This window comes from Herbidospora yilanensis (genome assembly GCF_001570565.1).
Lineage (GTDB): Bacteria > Actinomycetota > Actinomycetes > Streptosporangiales > Streptosporangiaceae > Herbidospora > Herbidospora yilanensis.
Genome location: NZ_BBXE01000029.1, coordinates 90,182 through 114,387 on the forward strand (window position 1 = coordinate 90,182; position 24,206 = coordinate 114,387).

The 24,206-nt window shown below is 70.9% G+C and carries 21 protein-coding genes; 9 read left to right on the top strand and 12 right to left on the bottom strand.

The annotated features are described in order from the left end of the window. Window positions 1–253: 253 nt before the first annotated feature. The 7 genes from AW273_RS23485 to AW273_RS23515 all read right to left on the bottom strand — a co-directional run bounded on the left by AW273_RS23485 (window position 254) and on the right by AW273_RS23515 (window position 9,096). On the bottom strand, window positions 254–2,161 hold the full coding sequence (locus tag AW273_RS23485) for an Ig domain-containing protein (RefSeq protein WP_063910074.1): 1,908 nt from the start codon (window positions 2,159–2,161) through the stop codon (window positions 254–256). A gap of 165 nt (window positions 2,162–2,326) precedes the next feature. Next, a complete protein-coding gene (locus AW273_RS23490; RefSeq protein WP_062351886.1) occupies window positions 2,327–3,199 on the bottom strand; it encodes a ketopantoate reductase family protein in 873 nt (290 codons plus the stop codon). After that, window positions 3,196–3,786: a TetR/AcrR family transcriptional regulator gene (locus AW273_RS23495; protein ID WP_062351889.1), complete on the bottom strand. Its 591-nt coding sequence runs from the start codon at window positions 3,784–3,786 to the stop codon at window positions 3,196–3,198. Before AW273_RS23495 ends, AW273_RS23490 begins: the two co-directional genes overlap by 4 nt. A gap of 109 nt (window positions 3,787–3,895) precedes the next feature. Then, complete coding sequence (locus tag AW273_RS23500) at window positions 3,896–5,278, bottom strand: aldehyde dehydrogenase family protein (RefSeq protein ID WP_062351891.1); 1,383 nt, start codon at window positions 5,276–5,278, stop codon at window positions 3,896–3,898. After that, window positions 5,275–6,177: an N-acetylglucosamine kinase gene (locus AW273_RS23505; protein ID WP_198168309.1), complete on the bottom strand. Its 903-nt coding sequence runs from the start codon at window positions 6,175–6,177 to the stop codon at window positions 5,275–5,277. The genes AW273_RS23500 and AW273_RS23505 overlap by 4 nt, the downstream gene beginning before the upstream one ends. Next, complete coding sequence (locus AW273_RS23510) at window positions 6,174–7,196, bottom strand: SIS domain-containing protein (protein ID WP_062351893.1); 1,023 nt, start codon at window positions 7,194–7,196, stop codon at window positions 6,174–6,176. Before AW273_RS23510 ends, AW273_RS23505 begins: the two co-directional genes overlap by 4 nt. Window positions 7,197–7,218: 22 nt before the next feature. After that, window positions 7,219–9,096, bottom strand: a complete 1,878-nt coding sequence (locus AW273_RS23515) for a primary-amine oxidase (protein WP_232327555.1) — start codon at window positions 9,094–9,096, stop codon at window positions 7,219–7,221. A gap of 226 nt (window positions 9,097–9,322) precedes the next feature. Between AW273_RS23515 and AW273_RS23520 the strand changes: the two genes are divergently transcribed. Further along, entirely contained in the window at window positions 9,323–10,075 is a 753-nt protein-coding gene (locus AW273_RS23520; protein ID WP_062351899.1) for a GntR family transcriptional regulator, read from the top strand. Window positions 10,076–10,080: 5 nt separating this feature from the next. On the opposite strand, the gene AW273_RS23525 is transcribed toward AW273_RS23520, so the two are convergent. Genes AW273_RS23525 through AW273_RS23535 form a run of 3 tightly spaced genes read right to left on the bottom strand, consistent with a single transcriptional unit; the run spans window position 10,081 to window position 13,153 of the window. After that, window positions 10,081–10,914, bottom strand: coding sequence for a carbohydrate ABC transporter permease (locus AW273_RS23525; RefSeq protein ID WP_062351904.1), 834 nt, complete (start codon window positions 10,912–10,914; stop codon window positions 10,081–10,083). Continuing rightward, window positions 10,911–11,789: a carbohydrate ABC transporter permease gene (locus AW273_RS23530; RefSeq protein WP_062351907.1), complete on the bottom strand. Its 879-nt coding sequence runs from the start codon at window positions 11,787–11,789 to the stop codon at window positions 10,911–10,913. Before AW273_RS23530 ends, AW273_RS23525 begins: the two co-directional genes overlap by 4 nt. A 59-nt stretch (window positions 11,790–11,848) precedes the next feature. Continuing rightward, on the bottom strand, window positions 11,849–13,153 hold the full coding sequence (locus AW273_RS23535; protein WP_063910075.1) for an ABC transporter substrate-binding protein: 1,305 nt from the start codon (window positions 13,151–13,153) through the stop codon (window positions 11,849–11,851). Window positions 13,154–13,343: 190 nt separating this feature from the next. Between AW273_RS23535 and AW273_RS23540 the strand changes: the two genes are divergently transcribed. From AW273_RS23540 to AW273_RS23550, 3 genes are all read left to right on the top strand, one after another. Then, window positions 13,344–14,375: a Gfo/Idh/MocA family protein gene (locus AW273_RS23540; RefSeq protein WP_062351913.1), complete on the top strand. Its 1,032-nt coding sequence runs from the start codon at window positions 13,344–13,346 to the stop codon at window positions 14,373–14,375. Between the two features lie 18 nt (window positions 14,376–14,393). Next, complete coding sequence (locus AW273_RS23545; RefSeq protein ID WP_062351916.1) at window positions 14,394–14,933, top strand: GNAT family N-acetyltransferase; 540 nt, start codon at window positions 14,394–14,396, stop codon at window positions 14,931–14,933. 183 nt (window positions 14,934–15,116) lie between these two features. Next, window positions 15,117–16,016, top strand: coding sequence for a hypothetical protein (locus AW273_RS23550; RefSeq protein ID WP_083949977.1), 900 nt, complete (start codon window positions 15,117–15,119; stop codon window positions 16,014–16,016). 80 nt (window positions 16,017–16,096) lie between these two features. On the opposite strand, the gene AW273_RS23555 is transcribed toward AW273_RS23550, so the two are convergent. Beyond that, a complete protein-coding gene (locus tag AW273_RS23555) occupies window positions 16,097–16,552 on the bottom strand; it encodes an anthrone oxygenase family protein (RefSeq protein WP_062351922.1) in 456 nt (151 codons plus the stop codon). Window positions 16,553–16,626: 74 nt separating this feature from the next. On the opposite strand from AW273_RS23555, the gene AW273_RS23560 reads away from it, so the two are divergent. Beyond that, window positions 16,627–17,265 carry a TetR/AcrR family transcriptional regulator gene (locus AW273_RS23560; RefSeq protein WP_062352129.1) on the top strand — a complete coding sequence of 213 codons (639 nt, stop codon included), beginning with the start codon at window positions 16,627–16,629 and terminating at the stop codon, window positions 17,263–17,265. A gap of 16 nt (window positions 17,266–17,281) precedes the next feature. After that, a complete protein-coding gene (locus tag AW273_RS23565) occupies window positions 17,282–18,115 on the top strand; it encodes an aldo/keto reductase (protein ID WP_232327556.1) in 834 nt (277 codons plus the stop codon). Between the two features lie 8 nt (window positions 18,116–18,123). Here AW273_RS23565 and AW273_RS23570 read toward each other — a convergent pair whose 3' ends face one another. After that, window positions 18,124–18,873 carry a TetR/AcrR family transcriptional regulator gene (locus AW273_RS23570; protein WP_232327557.1) on the bottom strand — a complete coding sequence of 250 codons (750 nt, stop codon included), beginning with the start codon at window positions 18,871–18,873 and terminating at the stop codon, window positions 18,124–18,126. A 58-nt stretch (window positions 18,874–18,931) separates the two neighbouring features. Between AW273_RS23570 and AW273_RS23575 the strand changes: the two genes are divergently transcribed. The 3 genes from AW273_RS23575 to AW273_RS38750 all read left to right on the top strand — a co-directional run bounded on the left by AW273_RS23575 (window position 18,932) and on the right by AW273_RS38750 (window position 24,186). Beyond that, window positions 18,932–19,876 carry an ATP-binding cassette domain-containing protein gene (locus tag AW273_RS23575; RefSeq protein ID WP_062351928.1) on the top strand — a complete coding sequence of 315 codons (945 nt, stop codon included), beginning with the start codon at window positions 18,932–18,934 and terminating at the stop codon, window positions 19,874–19,876. Further along, window positions 19,873–20,664, top strand: coding sequence for an ABC transporter permease (locus tag AW273_RS23580; RefSeq protein ID WP_062351931.1), 792 nt, complete (start codon window positions 19,873–19,875; stop codon window positions 20,662–20,664). The genes AW273_RS23575 and AW273_RS23580 overlap by 4 nt, the downstream gene beginning before the upstream one ends. Window positions 20,665–20,847: 183 nt before the next feature. Beyond that, window positions 20,848–24,186: a glycosyl hydrolase gene (locus AW273_RS38750; protein ID WP_083949978.1), complete on the top strand. Its 3,339-nt coding sequence runs from the start codon at window positions 20,848–20,850 to the stop codon at window positions 24,184–24,186. Window positions 24,187–24,206 lie beyond the last annotated feature (20 nt).

The following is a 24,206-nucleotide window of genomic DNA, read 5'->3' on the forward strand; positions in this document are numbered from 1 at the left end:
TTCGGGAGTGCCGTGGTGGCGGCGCTCCCGGCGGCGTTGTGTCAGTCGCCTGGCCGTGACGGGATGGGGAGCACCCATGTGGTCGCTGCGTTCATGGGTCTCACCTCCTGTGGTGGGGTCACGGTCGAGGGCACGTTACAAGGGTGTGTTTCCGCTCGTCCACTTCTTTTGGGTCATGTGGGGGCCGCCAGCGGTCGAGGGTGCCGACGGCCCGCCCGCCGCGTCGGCGGGCGGGCCGTCCGCCCGGAGGAGGTCAGCCGAACGCCTTGACCTCCAGCAGCCCGACCGACGCGGCCCCGCTCTGGAGGGCGACCCGCAGCCGGGTCGTGGTGACGGGGGCGAAGACGGCCCGGTTGTAGGTGTTCGCCGCGACGGGGTAGGTCGCCGGGACGTCCACGTAGGACGTGCCGTTCCACCACTGGAGCTTCCACGAGGCCGGCAGGTCGATGCCCTGGCCGTCGTCGAAGAAGTACACCTCGGCCGACCGGAGGGTCTGCGCCGAGGGCCAGGTCAGTTCGGCCCACTGGGCGCCGGTGTTCGGCCAGGTGCCCCAGCGCGGGTTGACGGTGTCGTTCGAGCCCGGCGGGTCGATGCCGTCGTTGATCGCGGCCACCGATTCCCATGGGGAGGTGGTGGAGGCGCTCGGCGTGGCGGTCCGGGCCAGGTTCACGGCCGGGGTGCCGCCGACGGTGATGGAGAAGGTGCGCGTCACGGGGGCGCTGCGGGTGTCGTAGTCACGGAGTCGCACGGTGAACTGCGACGTGCCGTCGGACGTCGGCGTGCCGGAGATCGTCCCGGTGAAGCGGTCGAGGGTCAGTCCGGCGGGGAGCGCGCCGCCGGTGACGGTCCAGTCGTAGAAGGGGACGCCGCCGCGGGCCGCCAGGGTGTGCGTGTAGGCGGCGCCGGCCGTCCCCGTGGGCAGGGTCGTGGTGGTGATCGACGGTGGCAGGAACGGGGTGAGGGAGCGGTTGAGGCGCCAGCCGGCGTTCTCCGCGATGAGCAGCGCCAGCTTGGTCAGCGTCCAGCGCCGGGTCGGGAACGCGTGCGTCCAGCCGCCGCTCTGGCCGCTGATGCGGTCCCAGTACTGCTGGGTTCCCGGGACGTGGTAGCTGGAGTCGAGCGGCACCCGGATGCCCTGGTAGGCCTCGACCTCCGCGTCGGCGCCGCCCGACTGCACGTAGGAGCGCATGCCGGCCCAGTCGCTGTGGTAGGCGACGGCGTGCCCGTACTCGTGCATGACCAGGCCGTACACGTCCAGGACCGAACCCGTGATGGTGGTGCGCCACCAGTCCTCGTCGGCGAGGGAGGTGAAGAGCTGCTTGCCCGCCTCGTCGTACTCGAAGATCATCGACGTCGAGCGGTGCAGCGGCCCGGCGACCTGCTGGCCGCCGCGGGTGGCGTAGCGGCCGTTGGCGGCGGGGTAGCCGGTCGAATAGGGCGTCTGGATGCCGCGGAAGAACACGTAGTGGCCGTTGAACGCGGTGTCGTTGGTGACGTTGACCGTGTTCTGCCAGTCGTCGCCCGGCAGGTGGTTGGGTTCGGCCCCGGCCGCGACGGTGTCGAAGGGCGTCAGGTCGAAGTAGCGGAACCAGTCCTTCACCGCCTCCTCGGCCGCCGCCCGGAACGCGGTGTTGCCGAAGTAGCCGGTGATGGTGTCGAACCGGTAGTCGAAGGTGATCGGGATCGACGGTTCGAGCGGGGTCTTCTCGTCCTGCTGGACGCGGATCGGCATCGTCTGCGTGTACGTCGCCCCTCCGGCGTCCCGGACGGTCAGCCGGAACGTGTGGGTCTCGTCCTGCCCGGCGCCCCGTTTCGACTGGATGCCGAGCCGGAACGTCCTCTGCTCCCCGGCGTTGGCGAACGTGAGCGTCTTGGTCGCGCCGGTCGCGGTGAGCTGGCTCGGCAGGTCCATCATCAGCCGGGAGGTGCCCTCGGCCTTCAGGTCGACGGTGACGGGGAACCGCACGTCGGCGGGCGGCCGGACGGTGAAGGTCAGGGCGGGGTTGGCGACGTGCCCCTGCCAGTCGACGAGCCGGATGCCGTGGTCGTTGATCGTGCGCCCGAACATGTCGACGACCGTGGCCGTCGGGGCGGCGTGGGAGGGGGCGGGAACGGCGAGGAACGCGATGAGCAGAGTAGCGGTCAGGGCTAGTCGTCTCACTGGGGACCCTTTCTGATAGAAAGCCTTTTCGTCCACCTTTCGCGCGAACGTTACGCCGCAGTTGAGATCGCCGAAAGCGTTTTCGGGATTTTTGGGCCTGGGGAGGTGGCGCCGCTCCACCACGGGCTGACCTGATCGAGCCTCACGTGCACTTCTGCCTGCCGGCTACCGGCCCCTCGCATGGGCCCGCAACTGTTCGGCCAGCCGCTCGAGTTCGGCGCTCTCGGCGGGTGAGGTGTTGCTGAGGCCGCTGTGTACGGCCGTCGGGCTCCGCAGGAAGCGCCGCAACACCGCCACGAGCAGCCCTTCCGGCAGCGTCCGCAACGCCTCCAAGCCGCGTGGCACCGGTGGCGCCGGCAGGGCCGCCAGGTTCCGCCGCATGAGGTGGAGCATGCCGCGGACCGCGTCCTTGTCGCCGGCCAGTGCGGCCGGGCCGCCCGCCGCCCGCACGGTCTGCCCGAGTGGGACGGCGAAGGCGGCGTGCGTTCTGAGCCGGGCGTCCATCCCCGGCGTGGCCCTGGCCTTGATTCCGGCCGCGCGGAACGTTCTCACGATCCGTTCCAGCCGGGGGGTGGTGCGGCCGTCGGGTTCGCCGATCGGCATCGCGACCCGGCGGGTGATGGTGTTGGCCGCGCGGTAGCGGATCACGTCGCCGTCCATGGTGCCGCCGGCGGTGGGGGAGCCGAGCAGGACCCGCTCGTGGCCGATCACCGCGCCCAGCGGTTGCGCCCCGGCCGCCCAGTTGTGCAGGAACAGCACGTCACCGTCGAGGCCGGCGAGTGAGGCCAGCACCGAGTCGACCTGATGGGCGCGGACCAGCACGGTGATCAGCTCGTATCCGTCGGCCGGGTGGTCGACCACCGGCACCGGTATCCGCCTGACGGCCGGGCTGCCGGCTTCGGCGAGCTGCACGCCGTGGCGGCGCAGGGAGGCCAGGCGCTCGCCCCGGGCCAGGAGCGAGACGTCGTGCCCGGCCTCCCGCAGGCGGACGGCGAACTGGCTGCCGACGACCCCGGCGCCGTATACGAGAATCTTCATGACGGTGCGAATCCCTTCTCGTCACGGGGATGGGCGAAGGTGAGCGCCGGCCGGATGATCGTCCGGAACAGCTCCTGCCGAGACGCCGCGGTCTCCTCCCGGCCGCTGATCAGGGGAGAGAAGGCGAGGTCGGCGAGGATCAGGTGGGCCAGCCGCCGGAACAGCGGCGCGTCGCGCACGATCTCGCCGCGGTCGGCCGCGGCTTCGAAAATCGCGGCCAGCGCGGTCACGATCGGCGCGATGATCTCCTTGCGCAGCGCGGCGCCGAAGCCGGGGTCGGCCGCTGCCGCGTGCAGCAGCATGAGTCCCATGCGCAGGTCGCGGGTGGGCATGCCGTCGATACGGGCCATCTGGGCGAACACCTCGTCGAGCGAGGCCGCCCCGGCGTAGTCGGGCAGGGCCGGACGGTGCTGGGTGAGGGCGGCCATGACCAGGTCGGCCTTGCTGCCTCCCCAGTGGCGGTACAGGGTCGCCTTGCTCGTTCGGGCCCGGACCGCCACGGCGTCGAAGGTGAGCCGTTCGTAGCCGACGTCCAGCAGCAACGCGCGGACGGTCTCGAACAATTCGGCCAGGCGTTCGGGCTTCATGCGAGAACGGGGCGGGGGTTCCATCGACATACCGGAACTGTACGATACCGTTTCGTACAGTTCAAACACGGAGCCGGGGGAAGACCGGCCGGTCTTCCCCCGGCCAGGGTCAGTACGGGTAGTGGACGGGCAGATCCGTCGTGGTCAGCCAGCGGCGTGTGGTGAACTCCTCCAAGTTGTCGTCGCCGCCCGACCGCCCGCCGAGCCCCGACTGCCCGATCCCGCCGAACGGGACGCCGGCCTCGTCCTGCGGGGTGGCGTCGTTGACGTGGACCATGCCGCCGCGCAACCGGCGGGCCACCGAAAGCCCGCGCCGCAGGTCGGCCGTCACGACCGCGTTGACCAGGCCGTATTCGGTGTCGTTGACGACCCGGATCGCCTCCTCCTCGTCGGCCACGACGAGCACGGGCGCGACCGGGGCGAAGATCTCCTCCCGCCACAACCGCATGCCCGTGCCGACCGAGGCGACCACGGCGGGGCGGAAGAACGGCGGGTCGCCCGGCCCTCCGGTGAGCACCGACGCTCCTGCCGCGACGGCCTCCGACAACATCCGCGCCGCCCGGGTGAACTGGCGTTCGTTGATCATCGGGCCGAGGCCGACCGCCTCGGTGAACGGGTCGCCGACGGTGATGGCCGCCGCCCGCCGCGTCAGTTCGGCGACGTAGGCTTCGGCGATGCCGGCCTGGACGATGTGGCGGCCGGCCGTGATGCAGGTCTGGCCCTGGTAGTGGAAGCTCGACCAGGTGCCGATCATCGCGGCCTGTTCCAGGTCGGCGTCGTCGAGCACGACCAGGGCGTTGTTGCCGCCCAGTTCGAGCGACACCTTCTTCAGCAGGCCGCCCGCCTGGGCGGCGATGGCACGGCCGACCGTGGTGGAGCCGGTGAAGTGCACCATGGCGGTGCCGGGGTGGGTGACGAGGCGTTCGCCCACCTCGGGGCCGCCCTGCACGATCTGGAGCACGCCCCCGTCGAACAGGTCGGCGAACAGGTCGGCGAACAGGGAGCCGCCGCTCAGCGGCGTCTCCGGGGACGGCTTCAGCACGACCGTGTTGCCCAGGGCGAGCGCGGGCGCGACCACCCGCATGCCGAGAACCAGCGGGAAGTTCCACGGCGTGATCGCGGCGACGACGCCGAGGGGGAGGCGTTCGGCCAGGCTGAAGCGGCCCGTGTGGCTGGAGGGCAGCACCTCGCCGACGGGCCGGCCGGCCAGGGCGGCGGCGGCGTGCAGTTCGCCGGCCGCGGCGCCGATCTCGTAGTCGGCCTTGCCGGGGATGCAGCCCGTCTCGCGCACGATCAGGTCGCGTACCCGCGCCGCCCCGGCCTCCAGCCGGGCGGCGGCCGTGCGCAGCGCGGCGGCGCGTTCGGTGTAGGGGAGCGCGGCCCAGGCGGGCTGGGCGGCGGCGGCCCGGCCGACGGCGGCGTCGACGCCGGCGAGCGTCGACTCCGTCACCGAGCCGAGCGTTTCGCCGGTCGATTTGTCCCTTGATTTCATGTCCGCTCCTCAGGTTGGAGACGCCGGGCGAGCGCGACCGCGCCGGTGACAGGGGGGTGGTGCAGCAGATGGACGGTCAGCGCGGGATGGTCCCGGGCGACCGCGTCGCGGAAGGCGGAGAAGAGGTCGGGCTGGCCGGTCATGACCCCGCCCGCCGCGACCACGTCGGTGCCGCCCGCGCCCCGGGCGGCCAGCACGCCGACCAGGTGGGCGAGGCTTTCCGCGCCCGCCCGGATGACGGCGCGGGCGTCGGCCGAGCCGCGCGCGGCGGCGGCGAAGACGGCCGGGGCCTTCGGCGCCCAGTGCTCGGCCGTCGGGACGTCGTTGACGCTGCGGGCCAGCCCGACCGCGTCGGGCACCCCGAACGCCTCGATCAGCAGCGACAGCAGCACGTCGCCGCCGTCGCCGGTGTCGTTCCTGGTCAGCGCGGCCCGCACGGCCTCCCTGACCAGGGCGGGCGCGCTGCCCTCATCGCCGATGACCCAGCCCCAGCCGCCGGCGAACATCAGCCCGCCGCCGGGGCGCACCGCCACGGCGATCGAGCCGGTGCCGGAGATGACGCCGATGCCCGAGGTCAGCCCGGCCGCCGGGACCAGCAGCGCGGCGTCGTTGGTGACCTCGGCCGGGACCCCGGCCGCCGACGACAACGCGCGGGACAGTTCGGCGCAGTGGTGCTCGTCGTCGCAGCCCTGCGCGCCCACGGCGATCGCGCCGAGCGTGACCTCCGCCGGTCGGTGCCGGTCGACCAGGTCGGCGATCCACCGGGCCGCCTCGCCGACGGGCGTGGCCGACCACGTGCCGGTGGGGTCGACCACGTCGGCCAGCACCCGGCCGTCGGGGGTCTCGAACCGCAGGTGGGTCTTGGTGCCGCCGATGTCCAGCCCGGCCAGGACCGTCACAGCGCGGCTCCGACCTTGGTGTCGGTGTTGTCGAACACGAACTCCTCGATGTCGACGCCGGCGTCCTCGGCCGTCCGGGCGACGAGCGCCTGGAGCACGAACGCCTCCAGCACCGCCCGCTGGTTCGGCGACACCGACGGCAGGCGGACCACCTGCAACGAGGGTCCGGGCTCGACGTCGGCGGAGGTCACCAGGATCACCGGGTGGTTCGCGGCGGCCAGCGTGCGGGCCAGGCTCAGCTCGCGGTCGTCGCCGAACAGCACGTGCACGGTGTCGCCCGCCGACTCCATCGCGCCGTGCAGGTACTGGCGGGTGCTCATCGCCGCGGCGGGCAGCCGGACGGTCTCGCGGAACAGCAGCGCCCCGGCCTCGGCCGAACCGGCCGACGGCCCGCCGCCCACGAAGTCGCCGGCCCGCGCGGCGGCGAACGGCGCGGCCAGCGCCCCGGCGCGCTCGGCCAGGCCGCTCTCCAGGGCGGCGAGGTGGCCGGGCAACCGCGTCCAGGCCGGGTCGACGGCGCCGCCGTCCCACGCTTCGGCGATCATCCCGAGGGCCACGACGGTCGCGGTGTAGCCGATCGTGGAGGCGTAGCTGTCGGGGATGCCGCCCAGCGACAGCGCGTGGCTCGCCAGGTCGGCGATCGGCGAGGGGGCGGCGTTGGTGACCGCGTACCGCAGGCCGGGGTCGACGGTGCCGAGCACGGCCAGCGTCTCGCTGCTGCGCCCGCTCTGCGACACCGCGACCAGAGGGTGGCCGCTGCGCGGGAACGGCAGCGGGTGGTCGCCCGCGCTCAGCCGCCAGGAGTGCACGCCCCGGCTGCGCAGCGTCCAGACCGGCGCGCAGGCCGCGGCGTGGCTGGCCCCGATGGCGACGAAGATCGGGCCGTCTCCCCGGAACCAGCCCTCGGCCTGCCGGACCGTGACGTCCCTGCTCAGCCGCTCGATCGCGGTCCGCAGCGCGGCGACCTGACCGGCCCGCGCGGACGCGAAGGAGATGTGGCCTTCTTTCGGCGTTGACATGCTTTCCCCAGATATCGATGAGTCACGAATGGCAGTGCGTGGCGCCGCCGGACGCCGGGATGTCCAGCGTCGGGTTGCGGCCGAAGAAGCCGGACGGCTTGAGCGTGAAGCCGGTGGTGTCCACCGGCATGACCGGCCAGTCCTCCGGGCGCGGGAAGTGCGTCATGCCGAAGGTGTGCCAGAGCACGATCGGCGCGCCGTCGATGTCGCGGTCGGCGGCGACCCAGGCGGGCATGCCCGCCCCGCCGGGATGCTGGTTGACCAGGTCACCGGCCGGATAGAGCTCGGCGGGGTCGTAGGCGGTGACCCACAGGTGGCCCGAGGCGAACACGGCCCGGCCGTACAGGTCCGACTCGGGGTCGGCCAGCAGGACCGGCATGCCTTCGGGGTGCAGGACGTAGGCGACGTCCCGGCCCAGGCGGTTCTGGACCTCGGGGTTGCCCACGCGCCAGACCCGGCCGCGCCGGCCGTCGGCCAGGCGGGGGGCGTCGCTCTCCCTGCGCAGGCGGGTGACCTGCTGGGTGATGCCGGTGCCGGTCGGGTTCTGCGGGCCGCGCGGCACGGCGACGGCGTCGATCTCCTCGACGTAGTTGGCGGCGCCGTCGACGGCCATCTCCAGGCGGGCGCTGAACAGGTGCTGGTGGTGCGGGGCGCCCAGGCCGGGGGCGACCTCGGTGGCGTAGGCGTAGTCGCCGCCGGGGTTCGGGTGGCCCGAGGTGAACACGACGCCGGTGGCCTTGACCTCCAGCTCGATCGTGCCGTCGAGGTAGAGGTACCAGTAGAAGCCGTAGTCGTAGTTGCCGACGGTGACGAAGAAGGAGATCACCAGGCGGCGGTTGCGGCGCACCTCGCTCGAATTGGTGAAGTGGCTGGTGTGCTTCCACAACACCCCGGCGTCCTCCTCGTGGACGCAGATCGCCTGGGGGATCACGCGCGGGTGGCCGGCGTTGTCGGCGACCACGGCGTCCAGATAGGTGATCTCGCCGAGGCAGTCGCAGCCGAGCCTGAGGGAGTTGGCGAAGTTGCCGAGCAGGTATTCGCCGCCGTCGAAGAAGGTCTGGAACCAGCGCTGGGGGCTGGGGTCGGCGTACGGGACGACCATCTCGGCGATCGAGGCGCGGTCGACGACCTTCCGGTCGTTGATCGAGATGTCGCGCAGCACCAGGCCCTCGCGGGAGTCGAAGCAGACCTGGACCTTCCAGCCGAGCCAGTCGAGGACGTGGTCGTCGTCGACGGTGAAGCTGGGGCCGTGCGGCTGGGTGATCTCGATCGGCTTCAGGCCCTCCCGGAGCGGCCCGTTGAAGTCGGCGAGGTGGAAGTTGCCGTCTTCCTGCGGGACGTCCAGGACGGCGTCGTCGAGCACCTCGACGACCGTCTTCTCGATGACGTCGACGTAGGCGACGACGCCGTCGACCGGGTGGGCCCAGGGCAGGTCGTGCTCGTCCTTCTGCAGGAAGGTCAGGGTGCGCTGGAGGCGGCGGCCCTTCTCTCCGGGGTTCATCGCCCGGCCCGCCGACAGCGGCTGGACGCGCAGCTTCGACAGGTCGGTCAGGCCGCGCCGGCGCATGGCCGCGAGCCAGCGTTCGTCGGCGTGCACGATCGCCTCGACCATCGCGAACTCCAGCATGACGACCGGCACCTGGCCGTCGACGGCCGGGTCGAGCTCGGTCACCGAGACCAGGGCGCCGTCGCCGGGGCGGACCACCACGTCGTGGGATCGGCCGTCGGCCATGTCGACGAGCATCGCCCGCAGTTCGCGCGGCCCCGCCGGGGTGCGCTTGTCCCGCTCCTTCAGGCCCAGGTACGACACGTGCGTCGTCTCGTTCAGCAGGCCCTCGCGGACGAGGATCTCGCGCGCCGCCGATATCTCCTCGGCGCGGAGTGTGCTGTGTTCCCTCACGATGACTCCTCTCATGACCAGATTAGTACCAAAGTGTTTACCACGCCATACCAATAGAGGCGCGGAGATACCGGATAGCGTGATTCGGGTGACCGTAACGGCCGGTGGATCTGCCTGTTCGTGCCGTTGACTACCGGATTGTCGGGATATCCGGCCGAGGTAAACCAGGACTCATCTGGTCTTCTGTGGTTTGCGTATCGGAGGGTGGTTCCGCGATAATGCGAGCGTGAACGCCCCGACGTCGACGTCGATCCACGCCGATCACCCCGAGCCGCTGTGGATCCAGGCGGTGAACCTCATCAAAGAGCAACTGGGCGCCGGCGTGCTCAAGCCGGGCGGCCGGCTGCCCCCCGAGCGCGAGTTGTGCGAGCGGCTCGGCATCAGCCGGGTCACCCTGCGCAAGGCACTGCGCACCCTGGTCGAGGAGGGCATCCTCAGCCCCTCCCACGGCCGCGGCTGGTACGTCGCGCCGAGCGCCGGAGCGCCCGCCCGCGAGTGGCCCAACAGCCTGGAGTCGTTCACCGAGACCGCCCGCCAGATGGGCCTGACGCCCAGCTCGACCGTGCTGCGCCACGAGGTGGTGCCGGCCAACCTCGACGAGGCCGAGCAGTTGTCCATCGCGCCGGGCACCCCGCTGTTCGTGCTGGAGCGGGTGCGTCTGCTCAACGGCGTGCCGACCGCGCTCGACCTGACCCAGGTCCCGGCCGAGCTGGTGCCCGGCTTCGCCGAACTCGACTTCACCTCCGGCTCGCTCTACGAGCAGATCGCCTCCGTGGGCCTCCACCCGGCCCGCGCCAACGCCACGATCGAGGCCCGTGAGTCCGACGACCACCTCGCCGGCCACCTCCAGCTCGAGGTCGGCAAGCCGGTGCTGGTGATGCGCCAGCTCGTCTTCGGCGCGGGCGACACCCCGCTGTTCTCCTCGACGGTCTGCTACCGCGGCGACCGCTACCGGCTGCGCACCAGCTTCCAGCGCTGAGGTCCTCACTTGCCGATGCCCGCGCTCAGGCCCTGGATGAACTGCCGCGAGAAGACCACGAACAGCACGATCAGCGGCACCGCGCCCAGCGTGAGCGCGCCGAGCAGCGCCGGGTAGTCGTTGAGGAACTGCCCTGCGAACTGCTGCACGCCGAGCGTCACCGTCTGGTTCTCCTTGCTCGGCGCCAGGATGAGCGGGAACCACAGGTCGTTCCAGATCGGCAACATCGTCACCGACGCCACCGCCGCCAGGCCCGGCCGCACCATCGGCAACACGATCGACAGGGTGCGCAGCTCGCCCGCGCCGTCGATGCGCGCGGCCTCCTTCACCGCCGCCGGCACCGCCTTGAAATAGGTCATCAGCAGCGCGATCGCCAGCGGCAGGCTCATCGCCGTGTAGACCAGCACCAGCGCCACCAGCGTGTCCATGAGCTGCCAGGAGATCATCGTCTTGATGATCGGCACGGTGCCCAGGCGGATCGGCAACATGATGCCCAGCACGAAGAACCCGCCCACGAGCGGCGCGAACCGCACCTTGTACTCCGTGAGCGCGAAGGCCGCCAGCGTCGCCAGCACCAGTGTGGCCACCGTCGCGCCGACCGTGACGATGAGGCTGTTGCCGTAGTTGACGACGAACTGCCCGCGGGCGAACACCCGCTCGTAGCCGCCGAGGCTGAAGGTCTCGGCGTTCGGCAGCGCGAACGGCTGGCCGAAGATGCCCGGCGTGGTCTTCAACGAGTTGACCACGATCACCAGGATGGGCGCGACCGCGAGCAGCGCGAAGAAGATCAGCAGCGCGTGCGTCACGAGCGATCCGGCCCGGTCTCGGTTGTTTCTCAAAGTTCGTAACTCCTGAGACGGCGGTGCAGCAGCCCGAAGTAGGCGGCGGTGACGACCAGGATGATCAGGAAGATCACGCTGGCCACGGTCGCGCCCAGGTCGAGGTCGGAGAGTTGCCCGCTCGATCCGAAGAAGGTGCGGTAGAACAGCGTGCCGAGGATGTCGGTGCTGTAGTTGGGCCCGGGGGCCGAGCCGTTCAGGGCGAAGACCAGGTCGAAGCCGTTGAAGGTCCAGATGTAGGTGAGGATCGCGATCAACCCGAACTGGGGCGCGATCAGCGGGAACTTCACCCGCCAGAACGTCGACCAGGCGCCCGCTCCCTCGACCCGGGCGGCCTCCAGCACGTCGCCCGGCACGGCCAGCAGGGCGGCGTACAGGAAGATCATGGGGATGCCGACGTACTGCCAGACCGACATCAGCGAGAGCGTCGGCAGCGCGGTGCGCTCGTCGCCGAGCAGCGGGAAGTCGATCAGGCCCCACAGTGGGTTGATGATGAGCCGCCACACGAAGCCGACGATCACCACCGACAACGTGGTCGGGATGAACAGCAGCGTCCGGTAGAGGCCCGTCGACCGGCGCAGCCTGCCGGAGGTGAGCAGCGCGGCCAGCAGCAGCCCGAGCGGCACCTCCACGACCAGGTGGATGGCGAAGAACTCCAGGTTGTTGGTCAGCGCGTTCCAGAAACGCTCGCTGGTCGTCGGGTTGGTGAACAGGTAGACGTAGTTCTCCAGGCCGACGAACCTGGCGACGCCCGAGTCGGTGTCGTACAGGCTGTACCAGATGGAGTTCACCAGCGGGAGCGCCGCGAACACCACGTAGACCGCGAGCGCGGGCAGGGTGAAGGCGAGGAAGTAGCGGTAGTGGGCCCGGTTCAAGACGTGCCTTTCCGATCGCAGACTCGTGCCGGGCCCGTTGTCCGGGCCCGGCACGGGCGTCACTGCTGCGGGGTGTACCAGCTCGACAGGCCCTTCTGGAGTTCCTCGGTCGCCTGCCGCGTGCTGAGGTCCTCGTTGAGCATGAGCTGGAGCACCCGCCACACCTCGTCGTCGAACGGGGGAGTGCCGGCACTGAGCCGGTCGAGGCCCAGGCGCGGGGTCAGCTTGGCGCCGTTCTTCAGGTCGGCGAAGCTCTGGGCCAGGGTGTTGGTGTACGTCACGGGCTGCTTGGCCATCGAGAAGAAGCCGGGCAGCTTGTTGACGTACAACTCCAGGAACTCGGGGGTGGCCGTCCAGGCCAGGAACTCCTCGGCGGCGGCCTTGTTCGTGCTGGCCGCGCTGATGCCGATGGCCATGTCGGGCATCTCCTGGAGGTAGCGCTCGCCCCCGGCGACGTCGGCCGGCGGGCCGAAGACGCCGACGTCGAGCCCGTCGACGGCGACCTGGTTGATGTTCCAGGAGCCGTCGGGCAGGATCGCGGCCTTGCCGAGGGTGAAGAGCTGCGTCATGTCGGGGTACTTCAGGCTCTCGAAGCCTTTGGGCAGGTAGGGCTTCCAGGCGGCGAACGCGTCGAAGGCCTTCTGGAAGTCGGGGTCGGTGACCTTCTTGGTGCCCTTGATCAGGCCCTGCCGGCCCTCCTCGCCCTTCCAGTAGACCGGGCCGATGCTGTAGAGGCCGTTGTAGGCGAGCTGCCACGACTCCGAGGAGCCGACCGCGAGCGGCGTGTACCTGCCGTCGTCCTTGATCTTCTTGAGCACGTCCAGGAACTCCGCCTGGGTGGTCGGCACCCGCAGGCCGAGCTCGGCGAAGATGCCCTTGTTGTAGTAGAAGCCGGCCAGCACGGCGGCCGTCGGCAGGCAGTAGCGGCTGCCGGCGTCGTCCGACCACGGGTCGAGCGCCAGCGGCTCGAACGCGTCGAGCATCGGCTTGCCGTCGAGCTTCTCGAAGTAGCCCTTCTTGATCCACGAGCGGTTCACGTCGTAGGGCCGGCAGGTGATGAGGTCGGGGCCGGTGCCGCCGTCCACCTGCGACTGGATCGCCGCGTTGTACTCGTTGGTGTTGGTCGCCGCGAACTTCACGTCGATGGTCGGGTGGGACTTCTCGAAGGCGGGGAGGATCTCGTCCTCCCACATCGCCAGGTCCTCGGTACGCCAGCTTCCCAGCGTCAGCACGGTCTTCTCGCCGGCGGCGGCCGGGGCGGCGCTGCCGCCGGTGGTGACGGGGGTCGCCGACGGCGCGCACGCCGAGGTCAGGACGGCGGCCGCGGCCGCGACCAACGCAACGGATGCACGTATCGCATGCATGGGGTCGCCTCTCGCTTCGATGTCTCGCGTGGCGTCGTGGACATCTCTCGTCAAGAAGGCCAGCGCCTGATGCGGCAGCGTACACAGACGACCTGTGTGGTAACAAGAGGTATTGCTTTGGTTTACGGTGATGCTACCTTTCGAACCACGGCGTGCCCCTTGCCGCCTGGAACCGCGTCCGGAGGACCAGATGATCGGTGTCGGCCTGCTCGGTGCAGGGTTTATCGGCGAGTGTTACGCCGACGCGCTCGACGACGTGAAGGGTGCGGAGCTCGTCGCGCACTACTCCCGATCCCCCGAGAGGGCCGCCGCTTTCGCCGGCCGACCGGGACGCAACACGAGACCACACGAGACCATGAAGGCGCTGTGCGAGGACCCGGCCGTGGACCTCGTCGTCGTCGCGCTGCCGAACGAGGTGCACCTGGAGGCGGTGCGCCACGTGGCCGCCGCCGGCAAGGGCGTCGTGTGCACCAAGCCGCTCGCCCGCACCGGCCCCGAGGCCGCGGAGATCCTCAAGGTGGTGACGGAGGCCGGCGTCTGGCACGGCTACGCCGAGAGCTCGGTCTTCTCGCCCAACATCGCCAAGGCCCACGAGATCGTCGAGGCCGGCGGCATCGGCGAGGTGCTCTGGATGCGCGCCCGCGAGGGCCACTCCGGCCCGCACGCCCCCCACTTCTGGGACGCCGAGACGGCGGGCGGCGGCGCGCTGCTGGACATGGGCTGCCACACCGTCGAGTCGGCCCGGCACTTCTTCGGCAAGGACAACCCGGTCGTCGAGGTCTTCGCGTGGGGCGCGACGCTGGCCCACCAGGACAAGACCACCGGCGAGGACACCGCCATCGCGCTGCTGAAGTTCGCCGGCGGCCAGGTCGCCTCGATCGAGTCGTCGTGGGTGGAGAAGGGCGGCATGCAACTGCGCCACGAGTTCGTCGGCAGCGCCGGCCGCCTGGTCACCGACACCGCCTCGACGCCCGTGTGGGGCTTCATCACCCAGCCCGTCGGCTACCTGGTGGAGAAGGCCGACGCGGACACCGGCTGGGTCTACCCGGTGCCGGAGGAGACCCGGGCGTACGGCTTCTCGCAGCAGATGCGGCACTTCGTCGACCGCTTCGCGGCCGGAGAGGCGCCGATGGAGACCTTCGACGACGGCGTGGCCGTCAACCGGATCATCGACGCCTGCTATCTGTCGATGAGGACGGGCCGCTGGGAGCCGGTGCCCTAAGGTCGGCTCGTGTCCGAAATGCCCGCGCGGGTCGCCCTGCACCCGCTCACCCCCGCCGACCAGGACGAGTTCTGCTCCCTCGTCGCCGCCAGCGCCGAACTCCACACCCCGTGGATGCAACTGCCCGCGACGCCGGAGGCGTTCCGGCTCTGGATGCGGCGCTTCGACGACGGCGCCAACCTGGGCTTCCTGATCCGGGCCAGGGAGACCGGCGCCGCCGTCGGCCTGGTCAACATCAACTCCATCATCCGGGGGCGGTACCAGGGCGCGTCCCTCGGCTACGCGGCGTTCGCGCCGTCGGCCGGGCGGGGCCACATGACCGAAGGTGTCGGCCTCGTCATGCGGCACGCCTTCGAGGAACTGCGGCTGCACCGGCTGGAGGCCAACATCCAGCCGGGCAACACCGCGTCGCTGGCGCTGGTCCGGCGGCTGGGCTTCCGCTACGAGGGACTGTCGCCCGATTACCTGTACATCGACGGCGCCTGGCGCGACCACGAACGCTGGGCCCGCACCGCGCCGGCTCCGTGGACCCCCGACCCCACCCTCCCCGACATCTAATCAATCGCACCGGTGAAATGTTATATGGCCGACCTCACAGCGCTTTCTGCGTGATGTTAACTGCCGTGCGCGCCGGGCCGGAAATAGCATGCGAAAAAAAGTGGCGGCGGTAAATTGAAAGTGCGTCGACTGCGGCTCACACTCATGGTCAAGGAGGCCTGACCCCTCAATTTTGGAGCCGCAATGGACCGAGCCGTAATCGGAATCCACAAGCGCCGGAAAACGATGCTCCGCCGCGTCGCGTCCGTCACCGTCGCCCTGCTCTCCGTGGCATTCCTCTGCGCGCCGCCCGCCACCGCGGTCGCGCTGCCGACCCCGAAGGACCTGACGGCGTACCTGGACCTGGAATGTTTCAAGACCAGCCAGTACCAGCCGCCGGCCACCGTGCTCACGCTGCGGCACATCAACCCGGTGCTCGCCAACCTGCCGATCGAGACGGTCACGCTCGGCCCGCGTGAGCAGCTCTGCGTCCCGGTCGCCAAGAACAACCAGGCGCCGCCGTCGCCGGCGCTCGACTTCATCCGCTACATCGACCTGTCGTGCTACCGGATCTCCGGCACCACCGTGAACACCGGGTTGGTCCTCAGCCACCTCAACCCGTTGCTCCAGGGCTTCCCGCGCACCCAGATCACCATGAACTCGCCGCAGCAGCTCTGCGTGCCGGTCATCAAGAACAACGCGGTCCCGCCCGACGACGTGCTCAAACTCGTCCGGCACATCGACCTGAAGTGCTACGGCATCTCGCCCAACACCCTGCTGAACACGCAGCTCGGCCTGCGCCAGCTCAACCCCGTCCTGGCCCCGGTGATCCCCAACCACGCCGCCCAGGTCACCTACGCCCGCCAGCTCTGCGTGCCGGTGCAGAAGGCCGGTGACGACATCCCCACCGAGATCTTCAACATCGTGCGCTGGATCGACCTGGAGAAGTTCGACCTGAACGTCGCCGCCACGCCCCAGGTCGGGCTGACGCTGCGGCACATCAACCCCGTCCTCGCCAATCTTCCGCCGGAGCAGGCCGTTCTGACCGGCGCCGGCCAGTTGGCCCTGCCGGTCGCCAAGAACGGCAACTTCCCGCCGGGCTGACCCCATTGAAAAACGCGGAGCCCTTTTCCCGTGAAAGGGCTCCGCTGTTTCTCCCGGCAATTACCGGCCGATGAACACGGTCAGTCCGGCAGTGCCGGGACCAGCAACAGGAAAAGGAATCCGGCGGTCGCCATCGCCGTGCGGACGAGATGGAGGTTCCACCATTCCGCGCGCGCCCGCGCCCAATCGGCCGGCAGCAGATCGGGGTGCCACGAATCGGCGAGCCGGTTGAGCGCGTCGATTCTCGTCACCGTGAGCACGACGACCGCGACCACGAGCGCCACCGCGCCGACGCTGAGCCAGAACCCCGGCCCGCCGCGCGAGTAGCCCAGGACGCACGTCGCCACCATCAGCGCGAGGCAGGTCAGCAGCAGCACCGGCATGGCCCGCCCGTAGTCGGCGTTCAGCCCCTGCCAGTAGCGCACGTAGTCGGGGCCCGGCAGCGAGCGCAGCGACGGCGCGAGCGCGGTGAAGACGAGCCCCCCGGCGAACACCCCGAGCAGGGCCGTCGCCCCGGTCCGGACGGCTTCGAACATCGGCACCCCCCATAATCGACTGGAAGCGCACCATTTCATTTGAATCGATTAAAGTCAATGTGTGGGTGACCGTCATGAACACCAAGCGCCGGTACGTCAGCGGCGTCCGCCAGGAGAACGCACGCGCCACCCGGGAGCGCATCGCGGCGGCGGCCCGGACCCTCATGCTCGAACGCGGCTACGCCGCCACGACGATGGCCGACGTCGCACGGGCGGCGGGTGTGGTCGTGCAGACGCTCTACACCTCCAGCCCCGGTGGCAAGCCGGGCCTGGCCAAACTGGTCTGGGACGTCACCCTGGCCGGTGACGCCGAGCCCGTTCCGCAGAGCGAGCGCCCCCAGGTCCGGGCGATCATCGCCGAGCCCGACCCGGTGCGGAAGCTCGCCGCCTACGCCGCGATGGCCGTCGAGATCTACGAGCGGGTCGGTCCCGTCCACCGGGTGCTGCGCGCCGCGGCGGCCACCGACGCCGGCCTGGCCGACCTGCTGGCCGCCACCGAACGCCAGCGCCTGACCGGTTCCCTCGGCCCGGCCGCCCACCTGAAGGAGGCCGGCGTGCTGCGCGAGGGCCTGACCGTCGAGCGGGCCGCGGCCCACATCTACGCGCTGACCTCCCTGGAGGTGTTCGAGCACCTGACGGAGATCGCCGGCTGGACTCCGGGGGAGTGCCGCGACTGGCTGGCCCGCGTGCTCCGCGACACCCTCCTGGCCTGACGCCTAGACTGCGGCCGTGATCACGACTCCCACCGTCCGGCTGGCACACGGCGCCGACATGCCGCGCCTCGGCCTGGGCACCTGGCCCATGAACGACGCGCAGGCCGAACGCGCCGTCGCCACCGCGATCGAGGCCGGTTACCGCCTCATCGACACGGCCGAGGCCTACGGCAACGAGACCGGCGTCGGCCGCGGCATCAAGGCCTCGGGCATCGCCCGCGAAGACCTGTTCGTCACCACCAAGTTCGACCGCCACTGGCACGGCCGCGACCTGGTCCCGCAGGCCTACGAGGCCGGTCTCGACCGCCTCGGCCTCGACTACGCCGACCTGCTGCTCATCCACTGGCCCAACCCGGGCCACGACCGCTACGTCGCGGCCTTCGAGGGCCTGGTCGACCTGCTCCAGGACGGCCGACTCAAGGCCATCGGCACCTCGAACTTCAAGCCGGCCCACCTCGACCGCGTCATCACCGAGACCGGCGTGGTCCCCGACGTCAACCAGATCCAGCTCAGCCCGGCGGTCACCCGCGACGAGGCCCGCGCCTACCACCGGGCCCACGGCATCGTGACCGAGTCGTGGTCGCCCCTGGGCGGCCGGGGCGCCGACGTGCTCGGCCGGCCGGTGATCGCCGCCATCGCCGAGGAGATCGGCCGGACCCCGGCGCAGGTCGTCCTCCGCTGGAACATCGAACTGGGCCTGGTGGCCATCCCGAAGTCGTCGAACCCCGAGCGCCTGCGCGAGAACCTCGCCGTCTTCGACTTCGGCCTCACCCCGGAGCAGGTCGCCGCGATCAGCGCCCTCGACCAGGGCGAGTCGGCGGCCGTCGACTCCGACGCGTTCGGCCACTGACCAGGCGGCTACGCCCCGGGCGGCAGGGCCGCGGCGACGCAGTCGAGGACGCGCCGCACCCCGAGCCGGAACTGCTCGTCGCGGCTGAGATGGGGCCGGCGCGCCTCCATCACGATCTTGGTGAGGATCGGGTGGTCCCCGCTCTTCACCAGGCGGTCGACGTACGCCTGGCCGCGCGCCATCCACTCCTGCTCGCTGAGCCCGCTGCGGCGCAGTTCCTCGGCCGCGCCGATCTCCTCGCGGACGGCGCCCTCGACGTAGCCGTTCAGCAGGGCCGTCAGGGCCAGGTTCTCGTCGATGGGGACGAGCGGATCGAGCACGCCCATCAGCCGTTCGATCAGGAGAAGCTGGTTGGGGCCCAGGCCCGGGAGTGAGCGCCGCATGGCGGCCATCCACGGGTGCCGCCGCCACATGGCCCGCAACCCGTCGGCGTAGCGGGTCAGGTCGGCGCGCCAGTCGCCCGAGGGCACGCCCGTGAGGTCGATCTCGCCCGTCAGCCGGTCGGCCATCAGCTCGATCAGGTCGTCGCGGCTCGGGACGTACCGGTAGAGGGACATCGCGCCCGCGCCGATCTCGGCGGCGATGCGCCGCATGGTGGCGGCCTCCAGCCCTTCGGCGTCGGCGATCCGGATCGCGGCCTCGGTGATCTGCGCGCGGCTGTAGGCGGGCCGCGGCCCCCGGGCGGGGCGTTCGGGCAGCGTCCAGATGTTCACGTGCTCGGCGTCGGCCACCGTCTCCTCCTCGCCAATTGCGTACATCGTACTCGGTGGCCTAGCCTGACCCGCAACCGCGTACAACGTACTCAGTGGAGGGCTCATGCCTGATCCGATCGTGGTCGCCGAAGGGCTGCGCAAGTCCTTCGGCGACGTCCATGCGCTGCGAGGGCTGGATCTGGCCGTCCGGGAGGGGACGGTCTGCGGGGTGCTGGGGCCCAACGGGGCCGGGAAGACGACCGCGGTGCGGGTCCTGGCGACCCTGTCGGCGCCCGACGCCGGGCACGCCCGCGTCGCCGGGCACGACGTCGTCCGCCAGGCCGGCGAGGTGCGCGCCAGGATCGGCCTGGCGGGCCAGTACGCCGCCGTGGACGAGAAGCTCACCGGCCGCGCCAACCTGCGCATGTTCGGGCGGCTCTCCCACCTGTCCCGGCGTGAGGCGCACCGCCGGGCCGACGAACTGCTTGAACGCTTCGGCCTGACGGAGGCCGCCGACCGGCGGGTGGCCGGCTACTCCGGCGGCACGCGCCGCCGCCTCGACCTGATCGCCAGCCTCATCCACCGTCCCGAGGTGCTCTTCCTGGACGAGCCGACCACCGGCCTCGACCCGCGCAGCCGGGGCGAGATCTGGGACTCCGTCCGCGCGCTGGTGGCCGACGGCACCACGGTGCTGCTCACCACGCAGTACCTCGACGAGGCCGACCGGCTGGCCGACGACATCGCCGTCGTCGACCACGGGCGGGTGATCGCCACCGGCACCCCCGACGAGCTGAAGGCCACGATCGGCGACCGCCTCGACGTCGTCGTCGAAGACCCCGCCGCCCTGGGCCCGGCGGCGGCCGTGCTGACGGGCCTGACCGGGGCCGACCCCACGACCACCGGCGACGACCGGCTCAGCGTCGCCCTGCCGGGCGGCGGCCTCCGGCTGGCCGGCGTCGTGCGCGAACTCGACCGCGCCGGGGTCGCCGCGGCCGACGTGCGGCTGCGCCGTCCCACCCTCGACGAGGTGTTCCTGCGCCTCACCGACCGGACGGAGCCGGTGCGATGACCGCCCGCCTGCGGTGGACGCTGGCCGACGGGCTGACCCTGGTCGGCCGCGAGCTGGGGCGGCTGCGGCACGACCCCGGCGAGCTCGTGGCGGCGCTGATGTTCCCGGCCGTCATGGTGGTGCTGTTCGGGTACGTCCTCGGCAGCGCGATCCGGGTGCCGGGCGGCGGCGACTACCGCGAATACCTCATGCCCGGCCTGTTCGCGATGGTGACCTTCTCCTCGGTGATGGGGGTCATGACGCGGACGGCCGCCGACGCCTCCCGCGGGGTGATGGACCGGTTCCGCTCCCTGCCGATGGCCCGCTCGGCGGTGCCGTTCGGGCAGACCGGCGCCGACCTGCTGGTCGGCCTGCTGATGCTGGCCGTCATGGTGGGCGCGGGCCTGCTGGTGGGCTGGCGGGCGCACCTCGGCCCGGCCGCCGCGGTCCAGGCGTTCCTGCTGATGGTCGTGCTGCGGTACGCGCTGGCCTGGGCGGGCGTCTACGCGGGCCTGGCGGTCGGCGACGACCGGGTCGCCGACGCGATGGTGCCGCTGTTCCTGCCGTTCACGATGGTGTCGAACGCGTTCGTGCCGACCGGCGGCATGCCGGGGTGGTTGCGCCTGCTGGCCGACTGGAACCCCGTGAGCGCGCTCACCGCCGCCACGCGGGAGTTGTTCGGCAACCCGGGCCTCCCCTCGGGCGAGGTGGCCTGGCCGCTCGCGCACCCGGTGGCCGCCGTCCTGCTCTGGTCGGCCGCGCTGCTGGTGATCTTCGTTCCGCTGTCGCTCCGCGCCAACCGGCGCTGAGAGCGCTCTCGCCCTGACCTGCATCGGGAGAGATTAACCTCCGAGTAATCAGTCAGAAACATTGACGAGCGGCGTTTCGGGCACTAGTTTCCGCGCAGAGAGCGCTCTCTGCGTCGTGGAGAGAAGCGGTCCCAGGACCCACCCCCCAACGCACACCGCCAGGTCGTCCCCCACGGAGGAAGAATGGACCAGCCCATCGGGGCTCAGTTACCCGGCACCTCGCCGCCCGGCCGCCGGCCCGCGTCACGGTCGGTCGTGGTCAGCGTCGTGCTGGCGATGATCGCCGCGATGCTCGCGTTCGTGGCCGGCACGCCCACCGCGCAGGCGGGCACGGTCGGCGCCGGATCGTACGCCGACACGCTGCCGGCCGGTCGCGCGCTGCCGTCCGGCTGCGGCTCCCTGTCGACCAACCCGCGTCTCTACGTCACCGCCAACGCCCCGGCCGGCGCGGTCCCCACCAACGACTGGTGGTCGTCGCTGCTCTGGAAGCGGTTCGACTGCTCCTACAGCGAGCCGCTGCACGCGCACCCGATCTCCTACGACACCTTCGCCGGCGGCCTCGGCTTCTCCTACAACACCGTCGCCGCGATCAGCGGCTCGGCGACCGGCGTGGGGGAGTACCACTACCCGTACGTGCAGGACATCCTGGTCGGCGTGACCGGCCTGAACTCCCCGGACGCCAAGGTCGACGGCTGGACCGACTGGACGGTCTCCCCGTACTGGAGCGACGGCACCCGGACGCTGCGGGCCACCATCGGCCACGGCCTGCCCTTCGCCTACTTCACCAAGACCGGCGGCAACGCCCAGATCACCACCAGCGGCGCCCCGACCGTGTGGTCCAACAGCGGCGGCACCATCGGGTTCACCGTCAACGGCAAGGACTACCTCGGCTTCGCCCCCAGCGGCTCGACCTGGACGGTCAGCGGCACCAGCATCTCCTCGACGCTGAACGGGCAGAACTACTTCTCGGTCGCGGTGCTGCCGACCACGCCCTCGACCCCGGCCGCCACCCGCACCAGCCTGGCGAGCACCTACGCGCAGTACGCCCACGCGCACGTCACCGGCACCCGGGTGTCCTACTCGTACAACCCGGCCACCGCGAACGTCAGCACGACGTACACCTTCACCACCACGGCCCGTGAGGGCAGCGCGAGCGGCACTGTCATCGCGCTCTACCCGCACCAGTGGAACTACCTGACCGGTTCCACTCCGCTGGCGCAGACCTACATCTCGGCGCGCGGCCAGATGAAGGTGGTCACGGGCGGCTCGTTCAGCACCACGATGAAGTTCCAGGGTGTGCTGCCCGAGATCCCGGCCGTCGCCGACAACGCCGGCGGCGACCTGACCACCATCACGAACTACCTGAACGCCGAACTCGCCGACCCGACCGCCGGTCTCGGCGACGACACCTACTGGACCGGCAAGGGCCTGGGCCGGGCGGCGCGCATCGCCGAGATAGCCGACCAGCTCAACCTGACCGCCGTCCGGGATTCGGCGCTGAACCGCATCAGGACCAGGCTGAACGACTGGTTCACCGCCAGCGCGGGCAAGACCAGCCGGGTCTTCTACTACAACCAGTCGTGGGGCACCCTGATCGGCTACCCGGCCTCCTACGGCTCCGACCAGGAGCTCAACGACCACCACTTCCACTACGGCTACTACATCGCCGCCGCGGCGACGCTGGCCAAGTTCGACCCGACCTGGGCGACCAACGCCCAGTACGGCGGCATGGTCGACCTGCTGATCCGCGACGCCAACAACTACGACCGGAACGACACCCGCTTCCCCTACCTGCGTGACTTCGACATCTACGCGGGTCACGACTGGGCGGCCGGGCACGGCGCGTTCGGCTCCGGCAACAACCAGGAGTCGTCGTCGGAGGGCATGAACTTCGCCAACGCCCTGATCCAGTGGGGCCAGGCGACCGGCAACACCGCCGTCCGCGACGCCGGCGTGTTCATCTACGCCACCCAGAGCGCGGCGATCCAGGAGTACTGGTTCGACGTGCGCAACCAGAACTTCCCGTCGACCTTCGGCCACAACACGGTCGGCATGGTCTGGGGCTCCGGCGGTGCCTATGCCACCTGGTTCAGCGCCGAGCCCGAGATGATCCAGGGCATCAACATGCTGCCGATCACCGGCGGCCACTTCTACCTCGGCGAGTGGCCGGCCAACGTGCTGGTCAACTACAACGAGCTGGTCACCAACAACGGCGGCCCGCCGACGGTCTGGCAGGACATCATCCAGGAGTTCCGGGCCCTCGCCGACGGTCCGGCCGCGCTGGCGGCCTTCCAGGCGAATCCGAACTTCACCTCGGAAGAGGGTGAGAGCAAGGCGCACACGTTCCACTGGCTGCGCAACCTGGCCGCGCTGGGCACGGTCGACACCACGGTCACCGCCAACCACCCGCTGGCGAAGGTGTTCAGCAAGAACGGGACGCGCACCTACGTCGCCTCCAACATCACCAACAGCCCGATCACGGTGACCTTCTCCAACGGCACGACGCTGACCGCGCCGGCCGGCAAGACCGTCACCTCGGGCCTGTTCACCTGGAGCGGCGGCAACGCGAACGGGACCAGCAACCCGCCGACCAGTCCGTCGCCGAGCCCGTCGCCGTCGCCGTGCGCGACCACGCTGCTCTCGCAGGGCCGCCCGGCCACCGCGTCGAGCGTCGAGGCCGCCTACACCGCGAACCTGGCGGTCGACGGCAACGCCGCCACCCGCTGGGCCAGCGCGTTCAGCGACCCGCAGTGGATCCAGGTGGACCTCGGCTCGGTGCAGAACATCTCGTCGGTGCAGCTCACCTGGGAGGCCGCGTACGGGCGGTCGTACCAGATCCAGACCTCCACCAACGGGACGACCTGGACCGACGTCTACAGCACCACCACCGGCGACGGCGGCGCCGACAACCTGACGGTGTCGGGCTCGGGCCGCTACGTGCGGGTCTACGGCACCGCGCGCGGCACCGCCTGGGGCTACTCGCTGTGGGAGTTCAAGGTGTACGGCGGCGGCTGCGCCACCAGCCCGTCACCGTCGCCCTCGCCGGGCGGTCCCTTCTCCGCCAACCGCTACCCGCAGTCGAACGGCACCCTGCCGGGGACGACGGGTTCGGCCGGCACCGTCACGCTGGCCGCGGCCAACGGCAACCACGACGGCGCCCCGGCCAACGCCGCCGTCTACACCGCGACCGGCCTGACCGCGGCGTACGGCGGCGCGGCCACCACGTTCGACCTGTTCGTGGACGCCGGGACCAACGTCGGCAACGCCACGCAGGTCAGGGTCTCCTACGACCTGACCGGCAACGGGAGCTGGGACCGGGTGGAGACCTACACCTACTTCGCCACCGACCCGGTGGCCGGGTGGGAGCACTACACCCAGGCGGCCGGGGTGAAGTCGGCCACCGGCGCGCTCGGCAACCTGGCGAACGGCTCGGTGCGGGTCGAGATCTGGAGCGCGATCGGCTCCACCACGACCAACGTCGGGATCGGCAACCAGAGCGTCGTCCGGCTGCCCTTCGCGTGACCCGATGACGGCGGCGGTCC

Excerpts from the sequence above, each read along its gene's own strand:
- AW273_RS23490 (WP_062351886.1), bottom strand. The coding sequence starts at position 3,199 with ATGAAGATTCTCGTATACGGCGCCGGGGTCGTCGGCAGCCAGTTCGCC.
- AW273_RS23495 (WP_062351889.1), bottom strand. The coding sequence starts at position 3,786 with ATGAAGCCCGAACGCCTGGCCGAATTGTTCGAGACCGTCCGCGCGTTG.
- AW273_RS23500 (WP_062351891.1), bottom strand. The coding sequence starts at position 5,278 with ATGAAATCAAGGGACAAATCGACCGGCGAAACGCTCGGCTCGGTGACG.
- AW273_RS23510 (WP_062351893.1), bottom strand. The coding sequence starts at position 7,196 with ATGTCAACGCCGAAAGAAGGCCACATCTCCTTCGCGTCCGCGCGGGCC.
- AW273_RS23535 (WP_063910075.1), bottom strand. The coding sequence starts at position 13,153 with ATGCATGCGATACGTGCATCCGTTGCGTTGGTCGCGGCCGCGGCCGCC.
- AW273_RS23540 (WP_062351913.1), top strand. The coding sequence starts at position 13,344 with ATGATCGGTGTCGGCCTGCTCGGTGCAGGGTTTATCGGCGAGTGTTAC.
- AW273_RS23545 (WP_062351916.1), top strand. The coding sequence starts at position 14,394 with ATGCCCGCGCGGGTCGCCCTGCACCCGCTCACCCCCGCCGACCAGGAC.
- AW273_RS23550 (WP_083949977.1), top strand. The coding sequence starts at position 15,117 with ATGGACCGAGCCGTAATCGGAATCCACAAGCGCCGGAAAACGATGCTC.
- AW273_RS23555 (WP_062351922.1), bottom strand. The coding sequence starts at position 16,552 with ATGTTCGAAGCCGTCCGGACCGGGGCGACGGCCCTGCTCGGGGTGTTC.
- AW273_RS23560 (WP_062352129.1), top strand. The coding sequence starts at position 16,627 with ATGAACACCAAGCGCCGGTACGTCAGCGGCGTCCGCCAGGAGAACGCA.
- AW273_RS23570 (WP_232327557.1), bottom strand. The coding sequence starts at position 18,873 with ATGTACGCAATTGGCGAGGAGGAGACGGTGGCCGACGCCGAGCACGTG.
- AW273_RS23575 (WP_062351928.1), top strand. The coding sequence starts at position 18,932 with ATGCCTGATCCGATCGTGGTCGCCGAAGGGCTGCGCAAGTCCTTCGGC.
- AW273_RS23580 (WP_062351931.1), top strand. The coding sequence starts at position 19,873 with ATGACCGCCCGCCTGCGGTGGACGCTGGCCGACGGGCTGACCCTGGTC.
- AW273_RS38750 (WP_083949978.1), top strand. The coding sequence starts at position 20,848 with ATGGACCAGCCCATCGGGGCTCAGTTACCCGGCACCTCGCCGCCCGGC.